The organism is Spiroplasma endosymbiont of Notiophilus biguttatus, from assembly GCF_964030985.1.
Classification (GTDB): Bacteria; Bacillota_I; Bacilli_A; order Mycoplasmatales; family VBWQ01; genus Spiroplasma_E; species Spiroplasma_E ixodetis_A.
Map to the genome: position 1 here is coordinate 707,601 of NZ_OZ034993.1, position 13,225 is coordinate 720,825.

The following is a 13,225-nucleotide window of genomic DNA, read 5'->3' on the forward strand; positions in this document are numbered from 1 at the left end:
AACACTTACTATTTTTATTTTTTTAATTTTAAGTATTAATTTAAATTAAACCAAATATCTAAACCAATAAATTTAATAATTAACGTACCAATACAATAAGTAAAAACTAAAGTTGTTAACATATATAAAATTCATGATTCTTTTATTCTTTTATGATCAAGAAATTTATTAAAAGGAATTGGTTTTACAGCAAATCCGCTAGCAATAAAACTAAAAAGATAAATACTTATTTCAATTATTCATTTTATTAAATGTGAATCATGCATATTTATTAACCTCCACTAACCCTTTTAATACGTTCATCAAATACCTTCGTTTCTTGCTCTTTTAAAATTGATGTATATTCAACTTTATCACTAATAATACGAACCATATGTAAATCAGTTACCAAAAGTCCACCAGAAATCGTTAAATTACGAATTTTTTCTTTAATTTTAAATGACATTTTTGATATTTGAATATTAGCAATCAAGGGTGTATGCCATTCAAGAATACCAACATAGCCTTCAGTTGTTTTAACATTAACTCACTGTACTTCTCCATCGAAAAAAATACCATCAGGAGTAATAATTTTAAGATTTAATGCCATACTATCACCTTCAATTATCTCAATTTCTTTGCCTTTTCAATTGCTTGTTCAATAGTTCCTACATATAAAAATGCTTGCTCTGGTAAATCATCACATTCACCATCTAAAATTTGTTTAAAACTATTAACAGTTTGACTAACAGGAATATAAATACCATTTAAACCTGAAAATTTTTCAGCAACATGAAATGATTGTGAACAAAAATTACGAATTCTTCTTGCTCTAGCTACTATTTTTTTATCTTCTTCACTCAACTCATCCATTCCTAAAATACCAATGATTGGTTCTAATTCAGAAAAACGTTGAATTGTTTGAATAACTCTTTGCGCAACATCATAATGCTCCTGACCAACAATAGCAGGATCTAACATTCTTGATGAAGATTGTAAAGGATGAACAGCAGGATAAAGTCCTAAAGCAGCAATATTACGATCTAAAACAATTTTGGCGTCCAAGTGAGTAAATGTTGTCGCAGGAGCTGGATCAGTTAAATCATCAGCCGGTACATATACTGCTTGTACAGATGTAATAGAACCACGTGTTGTTGATACAATACGTTCCTGTAAAGCACCCATTTCTGTTGATAATGTTGGTTGGTACCCTACTGCTGAAGGCATTCTTCCTAATAAGGCTGATACTTCACTACCAGCTTGCGTAAAACGAAATATATTATCAATAAATAATAATACATCTTGCTGTTTTTCATCACGGAAGTATTCAGCAATTGTTAAACCAGTTAATGCAACACGCATTCTAGCACCTGGTGGTTCTGACATTTGACCAAACACTAAAGCGGTTTTACTAATAACACCTGACTCTTGCATTTCATAATATAAATCATTACCCTCACGTGTTCTTTCACCAACTCCTGAAAAGACAGAAATACCACCATGTTCTTTAGCTATGTTATTAATTAATTCTTGAATTAAAACTGTTTTACCAACTCCAGCTCCACCGAACAAACCAATTTTTCCACCTTTAGCATAAGGTGCTAATAAATCAATAACTTTAATTCCTGTTTCTAAAATTTCTGATTTTGATTGTAATTCATCAAAACTAGGAGGTGTACGATGAATAGGATATTTTAATTTAGTTTTAAGTTCTTTACCATCATCAATGACTTCACCCAATACGTTAAAAAGTCTACCCAAAACTTCTTCACCAACAGGAACACTAATTGGTATTCCTAAATCAACTGCTTCAAGACCACGTAGTAACCCTTCGGTTGGACCCATTGAAATACATCGAACACTATCATCACCAATATGTTTTGCAACTTCAACAATTAATTTTTGACCATTATTATCAATACTAATAGCATTATTTAAATTAGGTAAACTATTATCATTAAAACGAATATCAATAACTGGACCTGAAATTTGAACAATTTTTCCAATATTTCGTTTAGTTGGTAATTGTTTACTAGTTTTAACACTTTCTTTGCTATTAACTACTTTTTTAGTCACTTTTGCTTTTACTTTAGCAATAACTTTAGTGTTATCCTTTTTTAAAGAATTTTTATCACTAACATTTTTTTCTTTAATTGTTATAGGTTTTTTACTAGTTGCATTTTTCATTTTAGTTTACTCCTTTATTATGATGATTGGGCATCAGCACCACCAATAATTTCTGAAATTTCTTGGGTAATAGCACCTTGACGGGCACGATTATAACTTGCTAATAATTTATCTTTCATTTCTTTGGCATTATTTGAAGCATTTTCCATTGCTAATCTTCGTAATGCTTGCTCTGACACTTGTGATTCTACTAATGCACCATAAACAATGGCACCAACATATAAAGGAATAGCACTATTAATAATAGTATTAGCATCTGGTTCAAAATCAGTTTGAATTAAATTACTTTCTTGATTAGTTTTAATAGACACAATTGGTAATAAATCAATAATTGTTGGAATTGTTGTTACCGTATTTACATATTTTGTATATGCAATTTTAATAGCATCAGTTTCTTTATTATTAAACTTAGAAAGTAACAACAAAGATATTTCTTGCGAATCATTATATGATGATTGAATGTTAATTTCAGTATAAGATTGCATAATTTTACAATGATGACTAGTAAAATATGAAATTCCTTTACTACCAATAACAACTATTTCATCTTGTGGTTTATATTGTTCTAGTACTAATTTATTTAAATTACTATTAAAACCACCACATAATCCTAAATTAGAATTAAAAACAACTCATATTGTTTTATTAATAACTTGATCTTTTGTTTTTAAATAAATTGAATTACTTAATTTAGGTATTAGTTGATTGAATGTATCATAAACTTCAGAATAATAAGGTTTAATCATCTCAATTCTTTTACCTACTTTTTTTAATTTAGCTGTTGATACTAGTTGCATTGCTTTAGTAATTTTATAACTAGTATTAACAGATTTAATTTTTTGTCTAATTTGTTCCATACTTTGGGCCATGATATTCCACCTTACCTTCCTAATACATTATTTGAATGCTTTAATTAATGTTTCTCATTCTTCAAGACTACCATATATTTTAGGATTATAGTCATTTAGCTTATTGGTCAAATTATAAACAACCTGCATAATGCCTTGACTAATGCTCACTTGTAACTCTTCACTAAATGCTTGATCTTGCTGTAATTTTAAATAACTTTTTCGTTGTTGTTTTTGAAAATAAGTTATTACTTCCTTTTTAAAAGAATCCATCATTTCTACTGGTAATCATTTAATTGCCTTATTTTTAATTGCTAATAAAATAATTGCTTGATCAATTTGATTTAATGGTTCATTTTGTTTTTGTTTTAAAATTTCAATGGCACGTTTACCATGTTCAATAACAGCTCTAGTATTTTCATCTAAATCAGAACCAAATTGTGAAAAAGCTTGTAATTCACGAAATTGTGCTAATTCTAATTTTAATGTTCCACCTGCTTGTTTTATTGCTTTAATTTGTGCTGATGAACCTACCCGTGAAACTGATAAACCCACATCAACTGCTGGACGAATTCCAGCATTAAATAATTCTGACATTAAAAAAATTTGACCATCAGTAATTGAAATAACATTAGTAGGAATATATGCAGAAATATCACCGGCTTGCGTTTCAATAATAGGTAAGGCAGTAATACTCCCGCCACCATGTTTTTCATTTAATTTAGCTGCACGTTCTAATAAACGTGAATGAAGATAAAAAACATCTCCTGGATAAGCTTCTCTTCCTGGTGGTCGTCTTAATAGTAAGGAAATAGCGCGATAGGCAACTGCGTGTTTACTTAAATCATCATAAACAATTAAGACATCTTTACCTTCTTCCATTCATTCTTCGGCAATAGTTACTCCTGTATAAGGAGCAATATATTGCAAAGGAGCAACTTCACTAGCAGTAGCAGCAACAATAGTTGTATACTCCATTGCCCCTAGTTGTGTTAATTTATCAACAATTTGAGCAACAGTTGAAGCTTTTTGACCAATAGCAACATAAACACAAAAAACATTTTTACCTTTTTGATTAATAATAGTATCAATAGCAATTGTTGTCTTTCCAGTTTGACGATCACCAATTATTAATTCTCTTTGACCTTTACCGATCGGAATCATTGCATCAATTGATAATAATCCTGTTGCTAAAGGTTCTGATACAGATTTTCTAGTCATCACACCCAATGCTATTCTTTCAATCGGTCTAGTTTTTGTAGTTTTAATTGGACCTTTACCATCAATTTTTTGTCCTAGTGCATTAACAACTCTTCCTAAAAGCATATTACCAACTGGTGTTTTAACAACATTACCTGTTCTACTAACAATATCTCCTTCTTTGATACCCGTGTCATCCCCCATTAAAATAACACCAACGGCGGTTTCTTCTAAACTTAAAACCATACCATAAATATTACTTTTAGGAAAAAATACTAATTCACCATTAACAGCCTTATCTAAACCATGAATTAGCGCAATTCCATCACCGACAGTAACAACAATGCCTTCTTCATTAGCACTAATTTTTTTACCATAATTTTTAATTTGGCTTTTTATAATTTCTGAAATTTGATTAACGTTTAAGGACATTTGTTTTACCTCTATTCATGACTTAATAATTCTTGTTTTAATTGATCAATTTGACCTTTAACTGAACCATCAAAAACTTGATTTCGTACTTTAACTTTAATACCACCAATTAATGATTTATCAATCTTGTTAACAACTTTAATCTTATGTTTAATGACTTTCTCAATTTTCAATTTTATTTGATTTATTTGTTGGTTTGAAAGTTCTATTACTGAATAAATAATGCCATAGTTTACATCTTGATATTCATTACATAATTTGCGAAATTCTTTTAAAATGAAACGAACATACTGGAAATGATGTTCATCAATTAATAAAAAGAAAAAATTTAACATATATGGTTCAATATGATTTTTAAAAGTTTCACTAATAATTTGTTTACGTGTTTCAATAGTTAAATTACTACTACTAGTAATATCAATAAATTCTGGATAAGTAGTAAAAATATCAATTAATTTATTACTTTCTTCAGCAAATTCAGTAATTTTTTTTATTTCTCTTGCTAATTGAAAAAGACCATTACTTCATTGATTAGCTAATCCTTCATCTATCATTTAACTTCACCACTATTCCAAATTTTTAATAAAATCAGTAATTAATTGCTCGTGTTTTTTAGCATTAATTTCAGCACCAATAATTTGTTTAGCTGCTTCTAATGCTACTACTTTGATTTCTTCGTTAATCTTTGCTTCTGCCTCTTTACGAGCACGAACTAAATCACGATTTGATTGATTAGTAATACGCATACTCTCTTCTTGCGCTTTATCAATAATTTGTTTACGTTTATTGTAACCATCATTTTGTGCATTAGCAATAATTTCCTGAGCTTCAATTTTAGCAGCTTTTAATATTTGACTAGCTTCACCACGATCTTGATTAGCTAATGATTGCTTGCAAGCAGCATCATCAAGTTTTTCTTTAATTACTAAATGTCGCGAATGTAAAGCCTTACGAAACGGAGCATAAACTCATCTTCAAAGTACCATTAATAAAATTAATGTTGCAAAAATATGGGCAATAAAAACAGGAAGATTGGGAAATAATTGATTAACAATATCATCTCCCGATACTAAATCATTGAAATTAAAATTCATAAAATCACCTACTTTTTAATATTTTTTAATACCTTATGCTACAAATATTAAAATTAGAGAAACAACTAAACCATAAATAGCACCTGATTCGGCAATAGCTGCACCAATAACAAATTGTGTTCTAATTTTAGATTCTACTTCAGGATTACGAGCAACCGCTTCAACAGCTTTACCAGCAGCAAAACCTTGACCAATTCCACTACCCGCACAAGAAATAGTTGAAATTCCAGCTCCAACAAACTTTAAATTCATCAATCCATTAGGATCAGCTGCTAAATGATTAAAAAAATGAAAGACATGTGTCATTACTGTTGTTAATAGTTCCATAATAAATAAATTCTCCTTTTTGTGTTTTATTTTTTTTCCATAATTGAACGTTCGGTATAAATTTCTTCTTCATGATTTATTGCTTGTTGTTTACGAATTTTTTTTGGTAATTTAATAGTAAGTTCTCCCTTATGAGAACTTCCTTCCTCCATTTGTAACTTCCAATAAACAAGAGTTAAGGTGCCAAAAATTAAGGCTTGAATACTTCCAGCAAATAAATCAAAATAAATATGTAAGAATGGTCCAATTACACCAATTAATAAATTCATCTGACCAATAATTGCGATATTACTTCAAATATTAGCAGTTACCCCATAAAGCATTGCCAAAATAATACTTCCACCTAAAATATTACCAAATAAACGAAAAGATAAAGAAATCAAAGGTGCAAATTGAGTAATTAATTCTAGAGGGTTAATAATAAATTTTTTAAAAAATAAAAGTTTCTGAAATTTAATAGCAATATAATATATTCCAATAAAAGTAACTAATGCCATTGATAAAGTAACCGTATACATTGATGACTGTGGTTCAAGACCAATAATCGACAATCAATTACCAATTAAAATATAACCCATTACATATAACAAATAAACTGTCAGGTTTTTATACTTTACACCAAGAACATCAACAACAATTTTTTCAACTGATTTAATTATTAATTCAACAACTAAAACAATACCTCTTGGATCTTCATCAGGCTTCATTCGTTTTACTTTATAATAATAAATATAACTAATAACGCTGATAAAGACTGTTGTTATCAAAATTGTTACCAATTGTGGCATAATTTGTAAATAATTCCAACTTTCCAATCCAGCTAAAGTTTCCATTTAAATTCCTTCTTTTAAGTTATTTTTTTGATATACACATAATGTTGCAGTAATAGTAGCAACCATTAATATTGACATTCCGGAAATTATAGTAAAAATATTAGCAAAGTTAAAGAAAATATTCAAAACTATAATTGAACCATAAATTAACATTCTTAATAAGAATCCAAAATATGCTAAGGTTTGTTTTAAATGTATTCTGCTGGTTAATCATTTTGACGATAAATATAAAAAGCATAACCCAATCATACTTCCTATAAAACCAATATTAAATCCAACAATTAATAACCAATAGTTTGTATTAATTACAACGGTTATAATTAATCCTACATTAATTAATAATCAATAGCATAACATTGTAAAAAATATTGAAAGAAAAAGGTTATTTTTAATTTTTTCCATTAAAATATTTATTTAGTTCCAAAAATTCGATCACCAGCATCACCCAATCCAGGTACAATATAACCATCATCATTTAATTCTTTATCCAACGCTGCTAAAAAAATTTTAACATCAGGATGATTATGATTAATTTTCTTAATAGCTACTGGTGCTCCAACAATGGAAACTAAAGTAATATTTTTAAAACCTACTTTTTTTAATTCTTTAATAGCAGCGTCAGCAGTACCACCAGTAGCAAGCATTGGATCTAAGATAAATACTAATGCATCACTTATATTTTTAATATTTTTCGGATATTTAAAAAAATATTTTTGTGGTTTTAAAGTTTCTTCATCACGATAAAGACCAACATGACTAATAATTGCATTAGGTACTACATACTCAAATCCATTTGTCATCCCTAATCCTGCTCTTAAAATTGGAGAAAGAATGATTGTCTTAGTTAATGTTTTACCAATAACTTTAGTAATGGGTGTTTCAACTTCAATTTCATCAAGAGGAATATCTTTAAATAGTTCATAAGCCATTAACGTTGCAATTTCGCTTAAATTCTCTTTGAAATCTTTTTTTTGGGTTAAGTGATTTCTAATTCTTGTTAATTTATCTTGTATTAAAGGATGATTAACAATAAACAGATTTTTACTACTTTCCACTAAAAACACTCCTTTATCTTTAATGCGTATATTTTCAATAATTTAAAATATATACTAATATGAAATTTTACGCCTTTTAATTTATAAATCAATAAAATAACAATAAAAATAACGAAAAAAGATAAAAGTTTTATTCAAAAATTATTTTTTTGATTGTTAATAACATTCTTACAGTTCTAAATTAACTAAATAAAAATAAAATTTATAAATTATATTTTAATAACTTTGTTTTCATTTTAAAGAATAATTTTTTTTAAACCTTAAAAAATTTTATTAATATATTTTTAAAAAAATTATAATCTAAAACATAAATTTAATAAATTTCTTTTATTAATATAGAAAATTATATATTTGGAACAAACTATTAATAGTAATTTTTGTCTTCTTTTTATCAAAAAAAATCTTATGTTAAAATTAAAATATAAAACTTCATACAAGTTTTTAAACTATTTATTTTAATTTTAAAATAAATAGTTTTTTATTTTGAAAGGAGAAAAAAATGAAAAAAATTCAAAAATACTTTACATATACAAGCAGAATATTAGACGGTAGTACAGCACTAAGTGGCATAAGTTATTTTTATTATGATTTAATTTCAAAAAATAAGGAAGCTTTACATGATCCAGAAGCAGGAATGGCACTCTTTGGAATAATGTTTAGTGTAGTGGGTTCAACTTTTATTGGAGCATTTTTAGGCGCTAAACTAGGGTATGGAATTAGCACTTCCATTTCAAATATTTATGATAAATGTTTTCCAACAAATATTTCTGATATTAATGTTGAAAGTAATAACGAACAACAACAAATATCTGAAAGAACTCCATTATTAAGAAATAACGATATAACAAGTATTAATAGTGAACAATTACCAATAATTAATCAAAATCATTGTCAATTAACTTTTTCATAAACTTAATAATAAATGTTGGTAATTTACTAACATTTATTATTTATGACTAAATAACATTAAAAAAAGTTACTGTTTAACACCCAATTTTATCATTTCTTCATATAACTTATTATTATTTTTATTATTTCATGTACCAATTGATGATTAAAAGAAGTAAGCAAAGGATAAGAAAACCCAAGTTCTACTAATTTTTTAATACATTTAAAGTAATCTTCTTTTAACGGTAAAACAACTTCAGTAACTTTCTGTTTTCATGGTTGTTTATATTAGACTTACTGCATAACTAGTTAACTTTTTATTTTTTTGTTATTATTAAAATAAAATTTGAATAGTTAAGGATAAACTTTATGACATATTTTGAATTAAAAGATAAATCTGATCAATATTTTCGTAAAATAGTGGGTATTAATAAACTCGTTTTTAACGAAATTTTAAATATTTTATTAGAACATCAAAAACTCAAAACTACTATTGGTGGAAGGCCATATAAAATGTCAATAGAAGATCGACTAGTAATGAGTTTAAGATATTTATATGAAAATCGTACATATCATAGTATTGGTGCTGAGTATGGTATGGTTGATACTACTGCTTTACGAAATATTCGTTCAATTGAAGATATTTTAATAAAGAATAATAAGTTTAATAATTTAACAAATAAAAATATTTTTTTAAAAAGAAGAATTAAAAAATAAAATTTTGATAATTGATGTAACAGAGGTAGAAACAGAACGACCAAAATATAACCAAAAAGATTGATTTTCTGGTAAAAAATGAATGCATACTGTTAAGTTTCAAACCGTAATTAATGCAAATACTAATGAAATTTTAAATATTTTTTCTGATATTGGTAAAAATCATGATTTTAAAACTTTTAAGAATTCAAAGTTAAAGTTTTTACCAGAAACTATAATTCTTGCAGATAAAGGTTATCAAGGTTTACAAAAAATTCATGCTAATACATTTTTACCCATTAAAATTAGCAAAAATAATCCTAAAACAAATAAAACCAAAATCTTTAATAAGATTATTAATAAAACTCGTAGAAAAATTGAACATGTTTTTGCATTTTTAAAATGTTTTAAGATTATTGGTTATAAATTTAGAAAAGCCAGAAAACGAATATTTTTAAGATTTAATTTAATTGCAGGATTTTATAATTTATCATTAAAACTTAAAAACGTTATGCAGTAAGTCTAATATGCAAAACCAAATGTTCTAATAAATTACAATAAACTAATCGATCAGCATACTGATAGGCAAATGGTAACTTTTGAGCTCATTTGGGAGTAGATAACAAATTGCTTTATCTTCATCAATATGATGAATATATAAACCTTCTTTTCCCCTTGTTATTCCTTGTGATTTCTTAGTCATTGTTGCATCTGAAAAATAATTTTTTGAAATACACCCATATTTATTTTTTAAAAAATTACAAACATTTTCATAATTCATTGTTAATAACTTTTCTATTTCTGACATGTTTACCCCATACTATACTACTTTATTTTAATGATAATAATAAAAATTAAGTTATTTTTTATTACCTAAATAATATAAATTAATCTTCGGAATTTTACGTTTATTGGCAATAATGTATATAAGTTATTGCCAATAAACGTAAAATTCCGAAAATAAAAGTATTAAATCTGAAGATTTAATGAAAATAGTTAAAGAAAATGTTGATATTAACAATTCTATTCTTTTTACTGATGAATATCGTGGATATTATAAAATGAATAAAATTTTACCATATGAACAAGTTAATCACAAAAAATATTTTTCTTATAATGGTATTCATACAAATACAATAGAAAGTTTTTGAGCAATATTAAAAAGAGGTTTTATCGGCCAATTTCATTGAGTTTCAAAAAAATGACTCCAATCTTATTTAAATGAATTTTGTTTTAAATATAATAACCGTAAAGAAAAAATCACATTTAAAAATATCATAATTAAATTATTTATTAAGAATTAAGTGTTAACCAATAAGCGTAAAATTCCGTTAATCTTTAACAAAGGCTAAGACAAAACTAAAACTACCATGTAATAAAAAATGATAATCATCTTCAATAGCATTAACATTAATATTAACACTATCAAATGTTTTAATAGATTCTGATAAACTATGACCTTCTACATTAACAAGATAATCACTATCTTGTTTTGCTGTTGGAACAATAGCGTTAATTTGACTTTCAATTAATAATAAACAATCTAAAGCAATTGTTTCAACAAAAGTAGTGGTATTAATTTTAATTTTTTCTTCTTGCTTATCAATATTAATATTACTAATATCTTTAGCTTTTGGTACTAATTTTACACAAGCATTAAAACTACCTTTTAAAATATTACTATTATTTGAAGCAGATACATTAACAGCAAGTGATTCAAATTTATTAATTTTAGCATACATATTATCATGATTAAGAATTGTTATTTTATAATCAGCACCATTTTCTGGTTTTTTTCCTTCTGGAACTCATTCATTAATTTTAGTTTGTACTTTAGCTTTAAATTTAATTAAAGTTGTATTATAACTATCTTTATTTAATTCAACAGGAGCATTAGTAACTTCCATATTAATATTACTAATATCAACATATTTTTGATTTGCATCATTTACCTTATCACATGCAATAAGTGGTAAAGAAATAATGCTCGTTAAAAACATCACTTTAAATACTTTTAATATTTTTCTCATAGTTTTTCACCTATTATTCTCTCGAAAAAACTAATCTTCTTAGTTTTAACTTTATATTTCTTAATTATTTTTAATTATTAATTTATTATTATTTTGTTTTCTTAAATATTTTTTATAACTATTTGTTCCAATAAAAATATAGTAAATTAAAATATTAATAGAACCTATTAATACTGATACTAAACCAAAATATAACAATAGGCTAACTTTAAAAGAAGAAAAAGAAAAAATAATTCCTAAAGTAATTAAAAAAAAGCCAGTAAATTGAATAAACTTTCAAGTATTGAATTTAGAGTGTTTTTTTGACATAATTTTGCTCCTAATAATATATTTTGTATAATTATATCATTTTCACAAAAAAAACAAAATTTTTAATTATTAAGTAATATTTGTTATAACCTAATAACATGAACAGCAAAACTAATTGCTTCTTCATATTTATTAAAAAGAAAAAATAGACGTTTATTTTGAAAGTTAATTTCAATACCAATATATTTTTGTTTATTTTTTATATAATTATTTTTTTCTCAAAAAAATGTAATACTTTTAACATTAACTAGTGGTATTATTTGTGGTTCAAAAGAATCAATAAAATAAAGATTATTTTGTGAAATTAACAAGTCTATTTGATTTAAAGGTATAAAATCTGATGATTTGATAAGATTAATATCTTTAATTTTATAACGTAAAAATAATTTTTTGGCAGCACTATATTCAGTTTTTAAAAGAATATTTTGGCCAGAAATCTTATTAAGATCTTCAAACTTTCCCAAAATGACTTTGTCACTATAATAAATATCTTCTTTAATTTCTTCTATTGAAACTGGTAATTCTTTAGTATTTATTTTTTTTAATTTTAAGTATTTATATCTTTAGTAATTTTTAATATTTTCTTTTGTTTATTTTTTTTAATTAATAAAATTAATGCAATTAATAAAATCAATATTGTTGTGCATGCAATAATAATTAAAATTATTCATCAATTCATAGTATTATCTCCTTTTTTAATACTGTTATCTAATTATTATCTAATAATTTTATCATTAAAACTATTAAAAATAGTTGACGGTTTATTTGTTAAAATCTCACCTGCTACTCTATACCTTAAATTAGGCAAGTTTATATTATGATAATCGTTAATTGGTTGTTCATTACTTAAATTACAACTTGTAGCTACTAAAGGCCCTGTTAATTTAATTAATTTTTGAATAAAATGTGAAGCACTAACTCTAATTGCTATTGTCTTTTTATTTATTCAATATGATGTGTTTAAACTAGGTTGTTTTAAAACTATAATAGTAACTTTACCAGCACTAAAATTATTTATTAAAAATGATTGTAATTGATCATTAATTATGCCAATGTTTTTAGCTTGTTCTCAACTAGCAACTAAAATTGGTAATTCTTTAGTATAATCACGTTTTTTAATTTGATAAATTTTATTAATAGCTTTGTCATCATTAAATTTACAAACAAGACCATAAATTGTATCTGTTGGTAAAGCAACCACTTCGCCATTAGCGATGATTTGACTAATTTCTTTAATTTGATTTTGCTGTAAAGTTATCATGAAAACACCACTATAAAATTTTAACTAAATTATACACCTATTATTTTAAATATAATAGTTGTTTGAAATGGCAACCCTTTTTAGGA

Annotated in this window: 20 protein-coding genes; 4 read left to right on the forward strand and 16 right to left on the reverse strand. The window is 25.5% G+C overall.

The features are described from left to right. Positions 1-271: 271 nt before the first annotated feature. From AAHM85_RS04320 to upp, 10 genes are all read right to left on the reverse strand, one after another. Positions 272-589: a F0F1 ATP synthase subunit epsilon gene (locus AAHM85_RS04320; RefSeq protein WP_174480958.1), complete on the reverse strand. Its 318-nt coding sequence runs from the start codon at positions 587-589 to the stop codon at positions 272-274. A 14-nt stretch (positions 590-603) separates the two neighbouring features. Next, a complete protein-coding gene (gene atpD / locus AAHM85_RS04325; protein WP_342261115.1) occupies positions 604-2,166 on the reverse strand; it encodes a F0F1 ATP synthase subunit beta in 1,563 nt (520 codons plus the stop codon). A gap of 17 nt (positions 2,167-2,183) precedes the next feature. Then, entirely contained in the window at positions 2,184-3,035 is an 852-nt protein-coding gene (atpG, locus tag AAHM85_RS04330) for an ATP synthase F1 subunit gamma (protein WP_342261116.1), read from the reverse strand. Positions 3,036-3,062: 27 nt separating this feature from the next. Further along, the gene (atpA, locus tag AAHM85_RS04335) at positions 3,063-4,646 is read right to left on the reverse strand and encodes a F0F1 ATP synthase subunit alpha (RefSeq protein ID WP_342261117.1); all 1,584 of its coding nucleotides are present in this window, start codon (positions 4,644-4,646) and stop codon (positions 3,063-3,065) included. An 11-nt stretch (positions 4,647-4,657) separates the two neighbouring features. Beyond that, positions 4,658-5,200, reverse strand: a complete 543-nt coding sequence (locus AAHM85_RS04340; RefSeq protein WP_342261118.1) for a F0F1 ATP synthase subunit delta — start codon at positions 5,198-5,200, stop codon at positions 4,658-4,660. Positions 5,201-5,212: 12 nt separating this feature from the next. Next, positions 5,213-5,740: a F0F1 ATP synthase subunit B gene (gene atpF, locus AAHM85_RS04345; protein WP_342261119.1), complete on the reverse strand. Its 528-nt coding sequence runs from the start codon at positions 5,738-5,740 to the stop codon at positions 5,213-5,215. A 33-nt stretch (positions 5,741-5,773) separates the two neighbouring features. Next, a complete protein-coding gene (gene atpE / locus AAHM85_RS04350) occupies positions 5,774-6,067 on the reverse strand; it encodes an ATP synthase F0 subunit C (RefSeq protein WP_281749185.1) in 294 nt (97 codons plus the stop codon). A gap of 26 nt (positions 6,068-6,093) precedes the next feature. Beyond that, positions 6,094-6,900 (reverse strand): F0F1 ATP synthase subunit A, encoded by an 807-nt coding sequence (locus AAHM85_RS04355; RefSeq protein ID WP_342261120.1) that lies wholly within the window; start codon positions 6,898-6,900, stop codon positions 6,094-6,096. Further along, on the reverse strand, positions 6,901-7,053 hold the full coding sequence (locus tag AAHM85_RS04360) for a hypothetical protein (RefSeq protein ID WP_342261121.1): 153 nt from the start codon (positions 7,051-7,053) through the stop codon (positions 6,901-6,903). It abuts the gene before it with no gap. Between the two features lie 257 nt (positions 7,054-7,310). Next, complete coding sequence (upp, locus tag AAHM85_RS04365; protein ID WP_342261122.1) at positions 7,311-7,955, reverse strand: uracil phosphoribosyltransferase; 645 nt, start codon at positions 7,953-7,955, stop codon at positions 7,311-7,313. 499 nt (positions 7,956-8,454) lie between these two features. Between upp and AAHM85_RS04370 the strand changes: the two genes are divergently transcribed. From AAHM85_RS04370 to AAHM85_RS04380, 3 genes are all read left to right on the forward strand, one after another. Further along, the gene (locus AAHM85_RS04370) at positions 8,455-8,865 is read left to right on the forward strand and encodes a hypothetical protein (protein ID WP_342261123.1); all 411 of its coding nucleotides are present in this window, start codon (positions 8,455-8,457) and stop codon (positions 8,863-8,865) included. 347 nt (positions 8,866-9,212) lie between these two features. Beyond that, a complete protein-coding gene (locus AAHM85_RS04375) occupies positions 9,213-9,560 on the forward strand; it encodes a transposase family protein (RefSeq protein WP_342260488.1) in 348 nt (115 codons plus the stop codon). 4 nt (positions 9,561-9,564) lie between these two features. Beyond that, the gene (locus AAHM85_RS04380; RefSeq protein WP_342260487.1) at positions 9,565-10,059 is read left to right on the forward strand and encodes a transposase family protein; all 495 of its coding nucleotides are present in this window, start codon (positions 9,565-9,567) and stop codon (positions 10,057-10,059) included. A 42-nt stretch (positions 10,060-10,101) separates the two neighbouring features. Here AAHM85_RS04380 and AAHM85_RS04385 read toward each other — a convergent pair whose 3' ends face one another. Beyond that, positions 10,102-10,347 carry a hypothetical protein gene (locus AAHM85_RS04385; RefSeq protein ID WP_342261124.1) on the reverse strand — a complete coding sequence of 82 codons (246 nt, stop codon included), beginning with the start codon at positions 10,345-10,347 and terminating at the stop codon, positions 10,102-10,104. 178 nt (positions 10,348-10,525) lie between these two features. On the opposite strand from AAHM85_RS04385, the gene AAHM85_RS04390 reads away from it, so the two are divergent. Continuing rightward, positions 10,526-10,843 (forward strand): IS1595 family transposase, encoded by a 318-nt coding sequence (locus tag AAHM85_RS04390; protein ID WP_342261125.1) that lies wholly within the window; start codon positions 10,526-10,528, stop codon positions 10,841-10,843. 27 nt (positions 10,844-10,870) lie between these two features. Here the strand turns inward: AAHM85_RS04390 and AAHM85_RS04395 are convergent, their stop codons facing one another. The 5 genes from AAHM85_RS04395 to AAHM85_RS04415 all read right to left on the reverse strand — a co-directional run bounded on the left by AAHM85_RS04395 (position 10,871) and on the right by AAHM85_RS04415 (position 13,139). Beyond that, a complete protein-coding gene (locus AAHM85_RS04395) occupies positions 10,871-11,569 on the reverse strand; it encodes a hypothetical protein (RefSeq protein WP_342261126.1) in 699 nt (232 codons plus the stop codon). A gap of 60 nt (positions 11,570-11,629) precedes the next feature. Continuing rightward, positions 11,630-11,878, reverse strand: a complete 249-nt coding sequence (locus AAHM85_RS04400) for a hypothetical protein (RefSeq protein ID WP_342261127.1) — start codon at positions 11,876-11,878, stop codon at positions 11,630-11,632. Positions 11,879-11,961: 83 nt separating this feature from the next. Beyond that, entirely contained in the window at positions 11,962-12,342 is a 381-nt protein-coding gene (locus AAHM85_RS04405) for a hypothetical protein (RefSeq protein ID WP_342261128.1), read from the reverse strand. An 83-nt stretch (positions 12,343-12,425) separates the two neighbouring features. After that, positions 12,426-12,557 (reverse strand): hypothetical protein, encoded by a 132-nt coding sequence (locus AAHM85_RS04410; protein WP_342261129.1) that lies wholly within the window; start codon positions 12,555-12,557, stop codon positions 12,426-12,428. 36 nt (positions 12,558-12,593) lie between these two features. Continuing rightward, positions 12,594-13,139 (reverse strand): L-threonylcarbamoyladenylate synthase, encoded by a 546-nt coding sequence (locus AAHM85_RS04415; protein WP_342261130.1) that lies wholly within the window; start codon positions 13,137-13,139, stop codon positions 12,594-12,596. Positions 13,140-13,225: the final 86 nt, after the last annotated feature.